At 68.8% G+C, this 17315-nt stretch carries 14 protein-coding genes and 4 pseudogenes; 11 read left to right on the plus strand and 7 right to left on the minus strand.

From position 1 onward, the window contains the following. Window positions 1-800 precede the first annotated feature (800 nt). The 7 genes and pseudogenes from PS467_RS08960 to PS467_RS08990 form a co-directional block, all read left to right on the plus strand. A complete protein-coding gene (locus tag PS467_RS08960) occupies window positions 801-1559 on the plus strand; it encodes a CRISPR-associated endoribonuclease Cas6 (RefSeq protein ID WP_311034810.1) in 759 nt (252 codons plus the stop codon). Beyond that, window positions 1559-2947: a hypothetical protein gene (locus PS467_RS08965; RefSeq protein ID WP_311034811.1), complete on the plus strand. Its 1389-nt coding sequence runs from the start codon at window positions 1559-1561 to the stop codon at window positions 2945-2947. Before PS467_RS08960 ends, PS467_RS08965 begins: the two co-directional genes overlap by 1 nt. Window positions 2948-2949: 2 nt before the next feature. Next, complete coding sequence (gene cas7i, locus PS467_RS08970; RefSeq protein ID WP_311034812.1) at window positions 2950-3978, plus strand: type I-B CRISPR-associated protein Cas7/Cst2/DevR; 1029 nt, start codon at window positions 2950-2952, stop codon at window positions 3976-3978. 98 nt (window positions 3979-4076) lie between these two features. Then, a complete protein-coding gene (cas5, locus tag PS467_RS08975) occupies window positions 4077-4763 on the plus strand; it encodes a CRISPR-associated protein Cas5 (protein WP_311034813.1) in 687 nt (228 codons plus the stop codon). After that, window positions 4756-7140: a CRISPR-associated helicase Cas3' gene (gene cas3, locus PS467_RS08980; protein ID WP_311034814.1), complete on the plus strand. Its 2385-nt coding sequence runs from the start codon at window positions 4756-4758 to the stop codon at window positions 7138-7140. The genes cas5 and cas3 overlap by 8 nt, the downstream gene beginning before the upstream one ends. 1097 nt (window positions 7141-8237) lie before the next feature. Beyond that, entirely contained in the window at window positions 8238-9335 is a 1098-nt protein-coding gene (locus tag PS467_RS08985; protein WP_311034815.1) for an integrase core domain-containing protein, read from the plus strand. 136 nt (window positions 9336-9471) lie between these two features. Continuing rightward, window positions 9472-9645, plus strand: a pseudogene (locus tag PS467_RS08990) (metallophosphoesterase); the annotation flags it as partial. Window positions 9646-9760: 115 nt separating this feature from the next. Here PS467_RS08990 and PS467_RS08995 read toward each other — a convergent pair. From PS467_RS08995 to PS467_RS09010, 4 genes are all read right to left on the minus strand, one after another. After that, the gene (locus PS467_RS08995) at window positions 9761-10015 is read right to left on the minus strand and encodes a hypothetical protein (RefSeq protein ID WP_311034816.1); all 255 of its coding nucleotides are present in this window, start codon (window positions 10013-10015) and stop codon (window positions 9761-9763) included. A 65-nt stretch (window positions 10016-10080) separates the two neighbouring features. Then, the gene (locus tag PS467_RS09000) at window positions 10081-11100 is read right to left on the minus strand and encodes an endonuclease domain-containing protein (protein WP_311034817.1); all 1020 of its coding nucleotides are present in this window, start codon (window positions 11098-11100) and stop codon (window positions 10081-10083) included. Between the two features lie 436 nt (window positions 11101-11536). Next, on the minus strand, window positions 11537-12220 hold the full coding sequence (locus PS467_RS09005; protein WP_311034818.1) for a DUF4232 domain-containing protein: 684 nt from the start codon (window positions 12218-12220) through the stop codon (window positions 11537-11539). Window positions 12221-12572: 352 nt separating this feature from the next. Then, on the minus strand, window positions 12573-13505 hold the full coding sequence (locus PS467_RS09010) for a zinc-dependent alcohol dehydrogenase (protein WP_311034819.1): 933 nt from the start codon (window positions 13503-13505) through the stop codon (window positions 12573-12575). Between the two features lie 83 nt (window positions 13506-13588). On the opposite strand from PS467_RS09010, the gene PS467_RS09015 reads away from it, so the two are divergent. Then, the gene (locus PS467_RS09015) at window positions 13589-14386 is read left to right on the plus strand and encodes a TetR/AcrR family transcriptional regulator (RefSeq protein WP_311034820.1); all 798 of its coding nucleotides are present in this window, start codon (window positions 13589-13591) and stop codon (window positions 14384-14386) included. Window positions 14387-14467: 81 nt separating this feature from the next. On the opposite strand, the pseudogene PS467_RS42035 reads toward PS467_RS09015, so the two are convergent. Then, window positions 14468-14765, minus strand: a pseudogene (locus PS467_RS42035) (ATP-binding protein); the annotation flags it as partial. 137 nt (window positions 14766-14902) lie between these two features. After that, entirely contained in the window at window positions 14903-15577 is a 675-nt protein-coding gene (locus tag PS467_RS09020; RefSeq protein ID WP_498076479.1) for a lytic polysaccharide monooxygenase auxiliary activity family 9 protein, read from the minus strand. Window positions 15578-15649: 72 nt separating this feature from the next. On the opposite strand from PS467_RS09020, the gene PS467_RS09025 reads away from it, so the two are divergent. Beyond that, window positions 15650-15838, plus strand: a complete 189-nt coding sequence (locus PS467_RS09025; protein ID WP_311034821.1) for a hypothetical protein — start codon at window positions 15650-15652, stop codon at window positions 15836-15838. A 56-nt stretch (window positions 15839-15894) separates the two neighbouring features. Here the strand turns inward: PS467_RS09025 and PS467_RS09030 are convergent, their stop codons facing one another. Then, window positions 15895-16191, minus strand: a complete 297-nt coding sequence (locus PS467_RS09030) for a hypothetical protein (protein ID WP_311034822.1) — start codon at window positions 16189-16191, stop codon at window positions 15895-15897. On the opposite strand from PS467_RS09030, the pseudogene PS467_RS42040 reads away from it, so the two are divergent. Beyond that, a pseudogene (locus PS467_RS42040) lies at window positions 16090-16338 on the plus strand (hypothetical protein); the annotation flags it as partial. The gene PS467_RS09030 and the pseudogene PS467_RS42040 overlap by 102 nt on opposite strands. Before the next feature lie 220 nt (window positions 16339-16558). Beyond that, window positions 16559-17275 (plus strand): annotated as a pseudogene (locus PS467_RS42045) (nSTAND1 domain-containing NTPase); the annotation flags it as partial. Between the last annotated feature and the right edge of the window lie 40 nt (window positions 17276-17315).

A 17315-nucleotide genomic window follows, 5' to 3' on the forward strand; every position in this document is an offset into this window, starting at 1 on the left:
GGAAGAAGACGTCGTGACGACCCATGAGGTGCCGTTGCCAGCCCTCCAGGGCTGATGAGGACGCCCGGCCCCGCATCACCGCCGTGCCCGCCACCGCGTTGCCAGCCCTCCAGGGCTGATGAGGACCAGCCCCGCGAAATCGGGCGCGCAATGTCGTTCGCGTTGCGAGCCCTCCAGGGCTGATGAGGACGGAGGCTCAGCACCTCAAGGTGAAGGAAGTGCTCAGGTTGCCAACCCTCCAGGGCTGATGAGGACCGCGGGTCCATGGCCCGGTGCCCACGGCACCGACCGAGTTGCCAACCCACCGGGGCTGATGAGGACATGCTCCACATCGCCTAGGCGGCCCATCATGTCGCGCTGCGATGAGGATGTGGGCGATAGACCCCAAACCGGTCATTGTCGGCGCGTTGCGAACCTTCCTCGGCTGAAGAGGTCGCGGGCCAGCCGCATGGATAACAGGTGAATGCGCCGTTGGTTCCCCATACAGGGGTAATGAGTGGTGTGAGGTTGTCAAGTCGCCATGCGCTCGCAGGCTCCCCTAGGGCGACGACCCTGACGCTACCCCACTCCTCCGACAGCCTGTCCCAACTTGACTGTGCGGGACTGCTTTTGGCGTCTACCTGATCGATACCGACCGTTGTCAGTGGCTACTGGTAGATCCTCACCTATGGCTACCGCATGCGTGGTTTGGAGTGTGATAGACATACCGCCTCAGTCAGGAATTTAAGGGAAAGCTCGTACCGAAACCAGCTCTCTTCGCGGACACACATGTGCCCGCTGACCAGCAGAAAGGAGGAGACGTGCGCTTACGCGTCCATGTCAGTACCAGGGCGAAGGAGATCCCGTGGGATCAGGTCATCGCGCCGGGGCGGGCGATCGTCTACGCCGCGCTGACCCGTCAGGCGCCGCAGCTCGGGGCCAAGGTCCACGAGACCGGATGGGGTCCACACCGCATGGCGCCCTTCGGTCACAGCGCCCCGGTCTTTCCCAAGCCTGTTCGTGCTCGCGGCACGTATGTCGCCGGAGGTACCGGCACGCTCGAGTTCGGCAGCCCGGTCGAGGAGATCGTCGAGGCCCTCGCCAAGGACTTCGCGATGATCCCCATCCTGGACTGGGGCGGTGTGGCATTGAACATCGAGGGTGTCACGCGAGTCGAGCCGCCTGCCTTCGCCTCCGGCAGGGCGCGGTTCCGGACCGCCAACCCCATCACGGTCCAGAGCGAGTCCCTGCGGTCGCCAGACGGTCAGCGGATCCGAAGGACGTGGCTTCTCCCAGGCGATACCGGGTTCGACGTCGCGCTGGGCCACAGCCTGCGCCGGAAGGCAGAGACTTTCGGGCACGGCACGGTCACTCTTGAGGCGATCACCTGGATCGGGCCTCAGCGGTCCTTCTCCGTGGTCGGTCACGGCGGTGATGCGTCCGGTACGGTCCATCGGGGCAAGAAGACCGGGGCGCCGGTGGAGATTGATGTCTCGGGTGCACCGGCGGCGCTTCAGGCGCTGTGGTCCGCGGGTATCGGTGGCGCCACATCCGCTGGTTTTGGCTGGGTGCTGCCCTGATGACAGACCACCTCACGCAGAACGAGCTCCGGCTCACCCCGCATCCCCTCCAGCGAGCCGGCGCCTACGCGATCGCCGCCATCGCGAAAGCCGCTCACCCGGAGAAGGTCACCGGGGAGCAGTTCGACCAGGTCGTCCAGCGCATGATCCGCGACCTTGTCGCCACCAGCACGGTGGCGAAGGGCCAGGCCGGGTGGTACCTCCTGGGCCTCTCGTACACCTTGTGGCCCAACTGCGCGCTCCACTACAAGAGCAAGCGCACCCCTGAGGGAATCGCCGCCTGGCGCAGTGTGCCGCCTGCGCAGGCGTGGCCGGGTGTTCCCTGTTCGCTGTGCGGGCGCCCCGCCTGCGACTGGTACGGGAACGTCGACATCCCTCTCGGCGCCAGTGTCGAGCACCGCAACACCACGGCCCCGGATCATCAGGGGACCCCGCTCTGCTTTCCCTGTGTCACGAGCTTCCACGCTCTGCCTTACGCCTTCACCGCGGGCGGAGGTGTCCTGTACGGGCTCCATTCCTGGGACGAGAGGTTCATGGCCCGCGCCACCTCCGCCGCCGTCCCCAACAACCAGCGGCACATGATGGTCCGCGGTGACCTGAAGAAGGGCGGAGGGGCCTTCCCTGTCGAGTTCGCCGCCTTGAGGGCGCTGCGCTGGTGGGACAAGCGCATCACCGCCGGTGTGCAGGCCATCCAGTTCAGCAACAGCACCCGGGACATGAAGTTCCGGGTGGAGGACATGGGCCAGCCGCTCGCCGAGTGGCTGCGTTCCACCGCTTCGGACACCCACCGCCGCACCGGTTTCCGCTTCCTTGCCCGTGCCCAGGCCACCGCCAAGGTCTCCGGACTGCGCATGCTCGCCTGGCGCGCGTTCAACCGGCCCGATCAGATCCCGTCCCGGGCGAGCGGGTGGCTGCGCGACCAGATCACCGAAACGGGCCGCATCCCGGCGGCGGTGCCGCACCTGGCTCCCTTGATCCGCACCTATCTCACGGAGGTCCTGCACGTGCTGGAAAAGGATGTCGGACACGTCACCACCATCGCCCGCCGCATCGCCGACGTCGTTACCGCCGACGACGACAAGCGGCTGAAGAAGTTCGTCGTGGCCACGCGCCGGCCCAACGATCTCAAGGGCTGGCTGCGGAGCCAGATCGCCGACTGGGCCAAGAAGCGCCCCGCCGAGGCCGCGAACGAACCCTTCATCACCGTTCCCCAGTGGCGCGTGCTCTTCGACTCCGGCAACACCTCCTGGAGCGCCCGCGAACTGCTCTTCGTCGCCGTCTTCGAAGAACTGTGCGCCCGCGGTGCCACGGTCACCGCCACCGACGAGACCACCACCGACGAGGACTTCACGACCCTCGACACCAACGACCAGGAAGAGAGCGACTGACTGTGAGCATCTACCTCACCGGCAAGGCCGTCCTCGACATCCAGGCTGGCGCTCCCAACAACGGACGCGGCACCGCCGACCAGGGCAACGTCACCCCCGTCAAGCAGCACCGCACCGGTGGCAAGACCTACCCCTACGGCTCCGCCCAGTGGTGGCGCCGCATGCTCAGGGACAGCCTCCCCGAAACCGAGACCCCCTCGCCGGTCCTCGTCAACGGCAAGGACGCCAAGCAGCAGGCCTACACCTCCGGCCGCCCCGACCGGTACACCGACGACGACCTCTTCGGCTACATGGCCGCCACCAAGACCGGCACCCACATGCGGGATACCGTCCTGTCCACGGGCACCTTCGTCTCGATCGCGCCCGAACGGCCCACCCGCGACTTCGGCACCATGAACCGCGGTCTGCCCACCGGCGCCAACCCCATCCTCCACGAGCACGAGTTCTACACCGCCGCCCTGCAAGGGGATCTCCGCCTCGATCTCGCCCGCGTCGGGTTCTTCGAGCAGGACGGCGGCGTCCGCAAGGCCGCCCTGTCGGACGAGGCCGTGCAGGAAGCTCTCCAGGCGGGATGCACCGAGACCACCCGCCGGGGAACCTCCGGCCTCCTGCTGCCCCTCCCAGAACGCCGCCGCCGTGTCGCCGTTCTCCTGCGCACCATCGCCGCCATGCACGGCGGCGCGAGCCAGGCCGCGCACTACGGAGACCGCACGCCGGCCTTGATCCTCCTCGCCCCGATCCAGGGCGGCAACCAGCCCTTCACCCGGATCCTGGCACCTGTCGAGGGTGAGATCCGGTTCTTCACCGACACGCTCCGCGAAGAGATCGACGCCTGGTCCGACCTCATCGACGGCACGGTCTACCTGGGGTGGGCTCCGGGCTTCCTCGGTGATCAGCGCGAGACCGCTCGCGCCGACCTGGACGACCTCATCAAGAGTGACCGCCTGGTCATCGACCACCCCCGCGTGGTCCTCGAGAACCTCGCCACCGCGATCGAGACCGGACAGCACGACGCCTGGTACCAGGACTGAGCCAGGCAACCACTCATGCGCCCGCAAGGGATCAGCACGGGAACGGCATTCCCCGAAGCCTGTTCCACCAGCCGCATCCCGGCCGTCAGGAGATACCGGTGACCCGTATCGAGGCCCTTGAAGTTACCGTCAACGCCCCCATCGTCAGCTTCCGCAACCCTCTCTACCAAGGCATCCAAGTCGGCCTGCCCTGTCCGCCGCCCAGCACCGTGGGCGGCATGCTCGCCGCCACAGCGGGCGCCTGGGACCAGGTCCCTGAGAACACCCGCTTCGCCATGACCTTCACCGCCCAAGGCTCCGGCGCCGACCTGGAGACCTACCACCCCGCCGCCGCAAAGGCCGCCTACCGCAACGCCACCATCAAGGACCGCGAGTTCCTCACCAACGTCACCCTCACCGTGTGGCTGACCACCGACCTGGAGATGTGGGAATCCGCCATCCGCACACCCGTCTGGCCCCTGCGCCTGGGCCGGTCTCAGGACCTGGCCACCGCCCGCACCCGCCGCGTCCCTCTCACCCACGGCGGCACCGGCACTCAAGGCCACGCGCTCATCCCGCACACCACCGCCCCCGACCCACGCACCCTCCACAACGGCGATCAGCTGCAACTGCCCACCGCCACCACCCTCGACCGCTCCCGCACCACCTGGGACACCTACCGCTACGCCCGCACCGGCACCGACGCCACCCTCACCGCCGACTACACCACCGACGCCGGCCAGGCCCTCATCCTGCTCCCTCCAGTGCACCCCACGCACGCGGCCGCGAAGGACACGCATGTATGACGGCCGGCCCCTGCGTGCGAAGAGCGCCCGCTACGGCGAAACCGAGGGCGAACTGCTCACGGCTCATTCCCTGACCACACTCCGGCGGGCGGACACCATTACGGCACGCATCGGGTGCATCCCCGGCCTGCCCCCGCGGTTCCCCCTCTGGTTACGGGCCGCCAGCTTCCTCCATGACACTGGCAAGGCCGCAGAAGGTCTCCAACGCCAGATCGGCAACACCAACGATCCCCCAAAAATATGGGGCGAACGGCACGAAGTTCTTTCCCTCGGTTTCCTTCCCACAGTCCTCGCCGCACTCCCGGAGGAAGAGATTCTGTGGATCGCCACCGGAGTCGTTACCCACCACCTGCCTCTCACCGGCGAAAGGGGCCGCCGCCACGCACTGCTGCCGATCTACAACCGCGCCACTGCGGAGGACTTCGCCAAGAAGTTCGGTCCCATCGACGCGGACACGGTTCAAGACCTCACCGACTGGCTGCACACCACCGCTGTTAATACCGGTCTCATCCCCGCCGGGCCATGCCCCACCCTCACCCCCGAAACACTCGTGAAGGACGCACACACACTCTTCGGTGAACTCCTCGACCAGTGGGAATGGCCACTCCTGGAGCCTGACGCCGAAATCCACGGCATCACCGCTGTCCTCCTGCAAGGCGGAGTCACCATGGCCGACCGCATGGCCTCCGCCCACACACCCGTCCACCAGAACCACCCCCTCACCCCCGCATACCGTGACCGCCTCGAAAACCGCCTCACCTCCCAAGGGCACCGGCTCCGCCCCCACCAGGCTCAGGCAGCGCGCATCAGTGGACACGTCTTCATCCGCGCCTGGACCGGCTCCGGCAAAACCGAGGCCGCACTCCTATGGGCCTTGCGAAACCTCCAGGAGATGACCGCCACCGGGCAAGGCACACCCCGGATCTTCTATCTCCTGCCCTACCTCGCCGCGATCAACGCCATGGTCCGCCGCCTCGAGAGCGACCTCCACGCCCAGGGAGAAATCGGTGTCTCCCACTCGCACGCGGCCTCCTACTACCTAAGCCGGGCACTGGAAGACGAATGCCCCACTGACGCCCAGGCCCTGGCCGCCGCCCGCAAGTCACTGGCCCAGGAGAACGCCACCCGCCTCTTCCGCGAACTGATCCGGGTCGGCACCCCCTACCAGCCCCTGCGCGGCACCCTCGCAGGCCCCGCCCACTCCAGCGTCCTCCTCGACACCGCCAACTCCCTGTTCATCCTCGACGAACTCCACGCCTACGACCCACGACGCCTCGGCATGATCCTGGCCATGATGCGCTTCTGGGAACGCCTCGGCGGCCGATTCGCCATCGTCTCCGCCACCCTCCCCGACGCACTCCAAGAAGCCATCCACACAGCCCTCACACACCAGGTGCACCTAATCGAGCCGCCGCAAGGAACCGTCTTCCCCCGCCGGCACCGCCTCTCCACCCGCCCCCACACCCTCCGCTCACCCGAAGCCATCGCCGAGATGACCGGCCGACTCCAAGCAGGCGAAGCCCTTCTCGTGGTCGCCAACAACCGGCCCACCGCACGCGCCCTCTACCGCGAACTCGGCCCCATCGCCCGCCACATCCACAACGACCCGGACGCGGCCATCATGCTCCACTCCCGATACCGACGCGATCACCGCGCCGACATCGAAGACCGCATCCGCCGCCGCTACAAAAACGGCCACCAGCACCGCAAAGGCGGCATCCTCGTCGCCACACAGACCGTCGAGGTCTCCCTCGACGTCGACTTCGACAGCATCCACACCGCCTGCGCCCCCATGGACGCCCTGTGCCAACGCTTCGGCCGCGTCAACCGCAGCGGCGCCCGCCCACCGGCCGACGTCACCGTCCACACCCCCCAGTACATGCCTCGCCGCGGTGAACCCGGCTTCTTCGCCGACGGCGTCTACCCTAAACAACCCGTCGCCCTGGCCTGGAACATCCTCCAGCGCCACCACGGTCACATCATCGACGAAGCCATGATCACCACATGGCTCAATGAGATCTACGCCAACACCGACGGCTCATGGGGCGCGAGCTGGCGCACCGAGCTCGAACACTTCAAAGAACGGTTCACCGAAGCCTTCCTGACCTGGACCGAACCCTTCCGCGACCGCTCCGACCTCAAAGACGACTTCGACGCCATGTTCGACGGCAAGGAAGCCATCCTCACAACAGACCGCGACGAATACGCCCGACGCCTGGCCACCGACAACGGCCGACGCCCAGGCCGCCTCCTCGCAGAAGACCTCCTCATCCCCATCGCAGGCAACACCCAGACCACCTGGGACGACAAGCTCAAGGTCCACATCATCAACGCTGAATACGACAAGGAAAACGGCCTCGGCACAGTCCGCCGCTGAACCCGCCGCTAGAATCAGCGCCCATCAGGGCACGCAGCTTGAAACCTTCATACCCTTCATTACCCCATCAAGGGGTCACAACGTACGCGCTTTGCCTTGCGCGCGCTGCGCCCCATCGCCCCTGAAGAGGGCCGCCAACACACAGCGACAACCACCTTCAAGGTGGGTTCGTAACCGCATGCCGCTGTACCAAGGCCCCTGCGGGTCACCTTGTCCTCATCACCCCTCGTAGGTTGGTGAGACGAGCTCTGTAGCCTGGCCGCCAGTCACCGCGCGCACTGCCTTGACCTGCGCAGATGCACTATCGTTGGATCGCTGCAAAATGGCCCTCTAGGCTGCGAACCATCAGGGCAATGACCTGCGGCTTTACCGTCGGGTCATCATCCACCCAAGAGGGTTCGCAACGTGTCCATGCGGACGAGGTCGAGCGCCGCACTGGTCATCATCCACCCAAGAGGGTTCGCAACTCGTGCAGGAAGACGCTCCACCCGGTGGGAGCGCCGTCCTCATCAACCCTGGAGGGTTCGCAACGCGCCCTCGTGGCCCATCAGTATCTCGTCGGCGTACTGGTCCTCACGAGCCCTGTAGGGACTGCAACTCGAGGCGATGGGCGTCACCCGAGGGCGGATCGGCGGGTCGTCATCCACCCTAGAGGGGTCGCAACATGCGCATGCGCTCCGCGTCGATCAGGATCACCTCGGCCGTCGTCACCCCTGGAGAGGTCGCAACCCGTGGCCGTTTTCGGGGACGTGCTGGTGCCCGCAGGCTGTCATCACCCCTGGAGGGGTCGCAACGCCCACCCGACGTACCGGGACCACGCCAGGGCCCAGGGCCGTCATCACCCCTGGAGGGGTCGCAACCCGGTGGTGCCGGATGACGACCCCCGTCCTGTCCCTGGCCGTCATCACTCTGGGGGGTCACAACACCAGTACGGACAGACCCGCGCGAGGGCGGGCTGGGGGCCGTCATCACTGCCCTTGCCGGAAATCTCATCCGCCCTGGTGGGGACCGCTTCTTCGGGTTCCCGAAATCTTGGCCGCGGTCGCTCGGTCCGACGCTCTGGCGCAGCTGCTGTCAGCGCGTCATGATGATCGATCGTGCTGCTGCGACTGGCTTACCTGGGTGTGTCGAACGCGTTCGCGATGCTTCGCCTGCTGCCGATGACCGACCGGGACAAGGACGCGGAGATCCTCACCCTGCGCCACCAGATCACCGTGCTGGAACGCCAACTCGGCAAGGACAAGATCCGGTTCACACCCAGCGATCGGGCGTACCTGGCAGCGCTGCTGCACCGGCTGCCCCTGCACGTCCTGCGACGGTTACGGCTGCTCGTACGCCCCGACACGGTACTGCGTTGGCACCGCGACCTCGTCGCACGCCGCCATGCCTCCTCCTGCCAACCCAAACGCCCTGGCCGACCGCGTACCGTGCGCTCGATCCGCATCCTGGTGCTGCGGCTGGCGAAGGAGAACCCGAGCTGGGGGTACCGGCGCCTGCACGGTGAGCTGCTCGTGCTGGGGGTGGAAGTGGGCGCGTCCACTGTCTGGGAGATCTTGAAGGAGGCCGGCATCGCCCCAGCACCCGCGCGGAACTCCAGTACCTGGGCCACCTTCCTTCGCGCACAGGCTGATGCCCTGCTGGCCTGTGACTTCATGGAAACAGTCACGCTGTCGGGGATGCGGATGTACGTGCTCGTGGTGATCGAACACGGCAGTCGCCGGATCCGCGTCCTGGGCGCCACCGCGCATCCGAGCGCATCCTGGGTAGCGCAAGCGGCGAAAAACCTCGTCATGGACCTCGAAGACCTCGGCCGCCGCGCACGGTTCATGATCCGGGACCGGGACGGGAAGTTCCCCGCCCTCTTCGATGCCGTCCTCAACGACGCGGGGATCGACGTCGTGCTCAGCGGCATCCAGATGCCACGAATGAACTCGATCACGGAGCGCTGGATACAGACCTGTCGTCGCGAGCTCCTGGACAGGACATTGATCTGGAACCAGCGACACCTACTCCATACCCTGCGCGAGTTCGAGCAGTTCTACAACGGACACCGACCGCACCAAGGCATTGCCAACGCCAGACCTCTGCACCCCCTGCCCCCACCGATCGACGATCCGGACACGTTAGCCCACCTCAACATACGTCGACACGATCGCCTCGGCGGCATCCTCCACGAGTACCGGCATGCTGCTTGACCTGCACGGATGAGGTTTCCGGCAAGGGCAGGGTCCAGGCGCGCCGCGTGCCACGCGTGCGCCGACTCGGCGTGCAACTCCCCCGGCCGGGTGCCGGGTCGGACGGACTTCGCGTCGCCCTCATCACCGACACCCACACCTCGTCCGCATCGACCAGCCCGCCCTCGCCGGCCTCAGCCACCACGGCCCCCGCACCCTCCTCTCCACCAGCCGCGGCACCGGCTTCCGGGGCCCGCCGTCCCGCGTCTTCGGCCCCGGTGAAATCACCCTGCTCGTGCTCCGCTCGCCGCACCCACCGACCTCGACATAGCACTCGACGGGCCGACACGTCACGTCGCCGCGCATGGCGCTGGGCGTGCGGGGTGACCGTGTCGGGACCGGCAACTGCGAGGTGACGTCGGGGTGTCAGGTCTGCCGGTGCCCGCTCAGAACAGTGCCAGGCCCTCGCCGCTGGTGTCCGCGATGACTGGCCGGAACTGGGCGGGGAGTCCGTCCAAGCGGTCCGGACCGGCCGCGGCGGCCACAGCGGGAGCCGCCTCGGCCAACCAGACACCGAACCGCTCGGCGGCTTCGCGGTAGGGGACTCGCGCCAGGACACGGTGCTCGCCGGAGGGACAGAAATCGACGGCGACAGTGAGCAGGCAGGAACGGGGCGCGTTCTGACTGCCCGTCCAGGACACGCGCAGGACACCGCAGGGCTTGCGCCCGCCGGGGGCGCGGTGGGTCGGGCGCAGCGATCGGCAGGCTATGTGGGCGGTCCATGCGGCGAGGTGCGGCAGGGGCAGGGTGGTGGTGCGCGGCAGCCGGGGCAGCGGTGCCAGTGGCGGAGCCAGTCGTCGGCGCCGGTGCCGAAGAGGCGTGTGTAGCGGTTCGCCACGCGGATGTCGTTGCGGTACAGGTGGTCGGGGCGTTCCTGTGTGTTGCAGGACTGGCAGACGGGGGCGCGGACGTAGCCGTGTTCGTGGCAGTGGTCGAGGACGGCGGCGGGCGCGGTGCGACAGACGGCGCACGCCCAACCGGCCACCCTGCGGGAGGTACTGGGCTTCCTGCTGAGCACCGAGTACAGCTGGCCTTCCAGCTCTCCGCCGTACGGGCGCGGTGAGGCGGTGTGGCCCTCGGGGCTCGTCGTGTGCCGACCGTCGGCGTCACGGGCCTGCCGGGGGCGGAGGGGCGGCTCGGTGGCGGCTGTGCCTGCCTGGCGGGCCCGCGCGGCGTGCACCCACTGCCTTTCGGCGTGCTCGGCCGCGTCGAGCAGCCTGACCACGGCACGCGGCAGCCACCACGTCCGCGTCCCGTCGCGGATCCGCTCCACGAGGATCTGTCGCCAGTCGATCCCCGCCAGATGGTACGGCCGGCCGACTTCACCTCCTGCCGCCCGCCCGGGGCCGCCCGACTCCTGCAGTTCCCGCGTGACGCGCCGGCGCCAACGCAGCGGCGTCTCCTCGTCGGACCCCTGCCTGGGCGCCGCACGAAACGGACCGATACGGACCAGATCCCGCCGATCCATCCCCACCGCGTTCAGTTCCGCGGCCGCCCGGCACACCTCGGCCTCCGGAACACTCCACTGCCCCCGGTTCGCCCTCACCGTCGCCACCACGTGGCCACCGAGCAGGACGTACCCCGCCCGGGCATGGGCAGGAGAGCAGGTAAATGCCCCGGAAGTCGTCGGCACGGCGCTGTCGGCCGTCAGGGCGACCCACAGAGCGTCCGCGGCACCCAGAGTGAGCAGGCCGTCCGTACGACCGGGCATGACACGCTCTGACATACCCACAGGCTAACTTCGCGATGTCATGAAGCCGGCTGTCCCACGGGCGGTCAGGTAAGCGAAAGGTGCGCTGCGCCGCTGCGCCACGCGCCCCCTCGCAGTCCCTCCCCCTCCCCCTCCCAGGAACCGCCCGTGTCGTCCAACCTGTCGACGACCGTTCCACGCGTCCCGGCCCGCTGATCAGAGGCTTGAGCACCGATTCACCCGGGCTGGATGAGCGGGAGCGGAGAACTCGCGCGCATGGACGGTGCCACCTGCTCAACCGTCCTCGCTCGGGCCGCCACCGCCTTCGCCGCGTTCCTCACTCTCGCCGCCGCGCTGGCGGGCGCCCCGCCGCCCACTCCATCCGCACCAGTCCACCGGCCACACGCCGGCAGTCCCAAGCCCCGCGACGGTGCGGCATGTCCGGGATGACGCCGCACTGGCCGGCGGGCCGTCAGATGTCGTACGGCTTCTTGGTGCTCCAGTTCAGCACGTCGGCCTCGTTCCAGCTGAACTGCTGCTTCTCACCCTTCATGACGACGGAGTAGAAGGGGTTCTCGTGGCCGTCCGCGCCGCGCAGCGCGATGGCGAGCCCGTCCGCCGTCTGGTTCTCCGAGCCGTAGTCGAACAGGTTCACCGCGCTGTACACGTTGCCGCCGGGCTGGAGCGTGATGCGCTGGTCGCCGCCCGGGTTGTCCTTCGTCGAGTGCGGCAGTGCGGTGTTGTCGTCGCCGAGCTTCACGGCGGGGTAGGAGGTGACCCAGCACGGCGCGGTGCCCTCGTTCGAGGCGGTGATCAGCAGGTGGTCGCCCTGCTGCCCGGCGAACCGGTGCACCGCGGTGACCAGCAGCTCATCGCCGCGGCACTCCTGGGCGTCGGCCGCTGTGTCCTTGCTCGCGACCTGGTCCGACCCGCCCGGGGCGGTCGTGTCCGCCTTGGTGTCACCGCCGCTGTCGGCCTGCTCCGCGCCGCCCTTGCCGTCCCCGTTGGACGCGGACCGGCTCTGCGTGGTGCCGGTGGTGTTGTCGCCGCCTGCCGCCTTGGAGTCGCCGTCGGCGCCGCCGCAGGCGGTCAGGCCCAGCGCCAGCGCGGCGGTGACGGCGGCCAGGGCGGTGGTACGGATCCGGGACGTACGCATGATCGGACTCTCCCTTGAGCTTCGTGCGGGAGTTCTCTTGGGCGGTTCCCGCGGTGTGGACACCACTTTTCCCGGGGCCACTGACGTTCTGGAAACGTTTCACTCACGTCCCGCGAACGAACCGCTGGCGAACGGGTGAGGCCGAGCCGCGGGCGTCCTGGAGTTCCGCACCGCGCATCGGGCGCACGCACGCCGCCCGGACAGTAGCGCCTGTGCCGGCGACTTCGCCGACCGACCTCCGCTACACCGCACGCGCCGCCCCCACCGGGGCGGATGACATTCTCGGCAAGCGCAGGGGCACCTTGCTGGTCAGTCCGCCCCGGGCAGGGCGTGCGTCTTGAGCGGACGGCCGTCAGGGGTGAAGGACGACCTTGATGGCTCCGGAGGCCCGGTCACCGGCCACGCGGAAGGCCTCTGCGGCTTCGTCGAGGGGGAAGCGGTGGGTGATGACGGTCTGCGCGATCGTGGGGTTGCCGGCGAGCAGCGCTGCGGCCTGTTCGGCGTCGCGGATGCCGTCGTGCCGGCTGTAGGCGATGGAGTGGACGTAGGTGAGTTCCTTCACCAGGCTGACGACGCCTGGAATGGGGACGGTGTGCTGGTATACGCCCAGCAGCACGACGCGCCCCCCGCGGCGGGTCAGCTCGGCGCACCGGGCGAGCCCGGCCTCGCTGCCTGCGGCGTCGATCACGACATCGTAGGCGCCTTCGGCCGAACCGACTTCGAGGCGTTCCGCCGCGATCCTCTGGTGCTTGTGGCGCACCTCGATATCCACGTCAAAGCCGCGCTGCCGGATCGCGGCCGCGGCCAGCAGCCCGATGCTGCCGCCGCCGACGACCGCCACCCGCTCCCCCGGCGTGAGCGCCGCGCTGCGGACACCGTGCCAGGCCACCGACGCCGGCTCCACAAGGCAGGCGTCGCGTACGTCCAGGCCGTCCGGAAGCGGGACAAGCATGTTCTCGGGAACCGTCACGGCATCGCTCATGCCGCCGTCCCGGAAGATCCCGAGCGTTCCGTGCTCCGGGGCGATGCACCGCTGGACGTGGCCGGCGCGGCATTGGTCGCACTCTCCGCAGTAAACCGTGGGCTCGACGGCGTAGCACCGGCCGTCGGCCGCGGTGCCGGCGAACTCGTGACCGTAGGTGTAGCCCTGGACGCCACCGGCCGCGAAGTTCACGTCGGTCCCGCAGATGCCCGCCGAGGCGACGGTGAGGCGCACCCCGGGCGCTTCCGGTTCGTCGGCCTCGACCACGAGGATGCCCTGATCGGTGTTGCGTACTGCGCGCATGGTGACCTTTCGACCTTCCGTTATGCGAACGCCGTTAGCTTATGTTAAGTGAAAGACGTTCGCCTAACGCCTATCCTTGTCCGGTGCATGAACCAATGACGACAGCCACGGCAGGCGAGCCGCCGCCAGCGGACCCGGAGAAGGGCCAGCGGACCGAACCGAGGCCGGGCACGGCGGCCTGGTGGCTTGCCCGGGAGAGCGAACCCGCCCGGCAGCGGCGGCGCAGGTCACTGACGCTCGATGCCGTCCTCGACGCGGCCATGGACCTGCTCGACACGCGTGGGGCAGCCGCGCTGACGATGCGCAACATCGCCGATGCGCTCGGCTGCACGCAGGCGTCCCTCTACCGCCACGTGCGCAACCGTGAGGAACTGGTGACCCTGCTGGTCGACCGGGCAGTCGGCCTGGCGAGTGCGGCCCCGCCCGACGACCTGGACTGGGCCGAGAAGGCGGCGTGGTCCTCACGCAGGTTCCGCGAGCACCTGCTCCGGCACCCCGGCGTGGCCTCGCTCCTTCGCGGGACCGAGCGGCTCGGTCCCAACTCGCTGGCCGGGGTGCAGTACTCCCTCGAACTGTTCATCGGCGCCGGCCTCAGCCCCCGGCTCGCGTCCGCCGCCGCATCGTCGCTGGCCACCTTCGTCATCGGCTCAGTGCACCTCAACCTGGGCCTGGACATGTCGAATCCCGAGGAGAGCCGTCACCGACGCCTGCTGTACCGCTCCCGAGACGCCGCGGCCTTCCCGCTGCTCGTCCAGCACGCCGACACCCTCGCGGAGGTGAGCAGCGACGACGAGTTCGAGGTCGGCCTCACCGCATTGCTGACCGGCTTCCGCTCCCTGCTTGCCAACGGCCTCCTCGAACCCCCCAGCGACGTCCAATAGCTCGCCCCACTGTCGGTCTCGGGGTTCTCCCCGGTACGGCCGGATACTTCCCCGCCTTCGGCCGGTTCGGTCAGCTGAGAACTTCACCCCCTGTCCGCTGGTGGCCCGGGTGAGCCGGTAGCTGTCACCCTGGGTGACGACATGTGAGCGTGGTGCACGAGCCGGTCGACCGTCGCGGTGGCCGGGATCTTGGGCATCCGCATGCGGAGCGGTGGAGATTGCTGCTGACCGCGGTCGGGCGTCGCTCGCAGGGGGCGTCGACCAGGCGGCAGAAGCCCTCGGCGGCGTCCGGGGAGGCGGGCAGGCGCCCGATGCCGTCGATGATGATCAGGTCGGAGCGGACAACCTTCGCGAGAGCTCGGGCGATGGAGTCGGGCGCGTTCCCACCAGGAGCGAAGGAAGCCCCGTCGGGGCAGGGTGACCAAATGGGTCCCCTGCCCCGACGGAGCTCGGCCGGCCGGGCGGCGGGTTACCGGCGCCCGGCGGAGACCGGTGCCGTGTGCGGCGCTCCCCTGCTCAGCCGAAGTTCACGTCGCTGCACCACATGTAGGCCTGGTCGGTGTGCGAGGCCTGCCAGATCACGAACAGGATGTGGTGTCCGGTGTAGCCGGAGGTGCTGACGTTGAACGTGTAGTCCGTCGCCGGGCCGAAGCGGCCGGTCTGCGTGATGAAGTCGAGGTTGCCCCAGCCCAGGGTCTGGGTCTTGGGGTCGAAGCCCTGCTTGCTCACGTAGGCCTTGAAGTAGTCGGCACCGTGGGACGCCTGGTCGTGCACGTGCACCGAGAAGTTGTTGCCGACGGTGGTCGTCTTCCACTGCCCGGGCTTGTCCAGGCTGGCGTTCCTCGAGAGGTTGTTGCTGCAGAGCGTCCCGTTGGGGGTCTGCGACTCGAACTGGCCACCGAGGCCGTCGCGGAGCGCGCTCATCCAGTTCCACATGGTGTCGGAGTTGGCCTGGAAGGCCTGCCAACACATGGGGTCCTCGGTCTGCATGGCCGGGTTCATGTGGTCGCCACCCCACTTTTCCCAGCAGTGGTACGCGCGGGAGGCGGGGCCGACGACGGAGCCGTGAGCCTGGGCGGGGGCCGACCAGCTCAGTGCGCCGACAACCACGGCGAACAGCATGGCGAGCGCCTGGAAAGGCCGGCGGAGGGCCGACCGGGAACGCCCGGTTAATGGGCTCTGTTTGCGCACGTGGGGGAACTCCTTCCAGTTGAAAGACACCATGGGAGCGCTCCCAACGTACGACTTCTGAGTGAAATGTCAATGAAACGAACGGAGTCCCTCTCCGCCGACGCGAAGGTCCTCGTCGCGGGCTCCTCTGCGGAGGCCAACTTCTCCGTCAGTCTCACCTGGCACAGCAGCCCCGCCGGTTCGGACGCGGTGCCGGAAACCGTACCCGGCCCGGATTCCGCGGGCCGAGGTCCGGCGGGCGGCCCCGACTCCAGTGGCTGAGTCCCGCGGGACAGACCGAGGCCCGCCTTCGCACTGCCAGCACCCTCCCGCTCCCGTTACCGCTCCGAGGAGGCCCCGTGTACGACGAGAACGAATCCGGCCGAACTGCGGCCGGAGCCGGGCGCGGCGAACACGAGGACGCCGACACCGTCCTCGCCGCCGGGACGGTCCGCCTCCGGGACGGGCACGGCGACTCTGCCGGTACCGGATTCCTCGTCGGCGACGGGCCCGTCCTCACCTGCGCCCATGTGGTGTGCGACGCGCTCGGGAAACCCCGCGACACCGAGGTGCTTGCCGGGGCCCGTGTCACCCTCGATATGCCGCTCCTCGCAGGGCCGGGAGCCCCGGGGCATGACATCGCAGCAGAGGTGGCGCACTGGGTACCGATCCGGGAGGACCGGAGCGGCGATGTGGCCGTGCTTCGGCTGCTCGCACCGGCACCGGGGGCGCGGCCGCTGCCGACCAGCCTGTCCCGGCGTCTGTGGGAACACGGGTCCCGCATCGTCGGCTTCACCGGGCGCTCCGACCGGCCCGTGTGGCAGCGGGGCAGTCTCCTCGGCCCTGCTGGGGAGAGGCTGGGTCCAGCTGTCCCGGGCCGACGGGCAGACGGTCCGTGTCACCGGCGGTTTCAGCGGCAGCCCGGTCTGGGACAACGCCCTCGGCGCCGTCGTCGGCATGATCGTGGCCGCGGAGCCGGTTCGGGACGACCAGCAGGCGTACATGCTGCACCTCGGGGCGCTCGCCGACGAGATCCCTGCTCTCGCCGAGGCGTTCCCGGTCCCAACGCCCTTCCGTGGTCTGGAGCCCTTCCGCGAGGAGGACGCCGACGTCTTCTTCGGCCGCGAGGAGGACACGGAGACCGTGGTCAGGGCATTGCGCGGGGAGCGTGCAGCGGTGACGTTGTGCGGACCCTCGGGGTGCGGCAAGTCCTCCCTCGCCCTCGCGGGAGTGGCGCCCGTCATGCGCCGTGCCGGCCACGAGGTGGTGGTCGTCCACTGCGGCCGGACCTCCCGTCCGGTGGGCGCCCTGGCGGTCGAGCTCCTCGAACTGGCACGCCAGGAACGGTTCGGGCCCCCGCGCGCCATCGCTGTCGAGCGGGTCGTCACCTGGCTGACCGGGGCAGGCCTCGCGGACACGGTCCACCGGCTCACCGGCAGTGCCACCACCGACCTCCTCGTCGTACTGGACCAGGCCGAGGCTCTGCTCGACCTGCCCGAGGGGGACCTCACGGCCCTCTTGTCGGTGCTTTTCCCCGCCCGGCGCACCGCCGGGATGCGGGTGCTGCTCACCTTGCGCGCCGACTTCATTGACGCTGCCCTCAGCCACGAGCATCTCGGCCCGGTGCTGAAACGGGGAGCCGTCCTGCCGCTGACCCCGATGACCCAGGAGCAGCTCCACGCCGTCATCACCCGCCCCGTGGACCGCGTCCCCGGTGTCTCCTACGAACCGGGGCTGGCCCGCCGCATCCTCGAGGACG

The organism is Streptomyces luomodiensis (genome assembly GCF_031679605.1).
Taxonomy (GTDB): domain Bacteria; phylum Actinomycetota; class Actinomycetes; order Streptomycetales; family Streptomycetaceae; genus Streptomyces; species Streptomyces luomodiensis.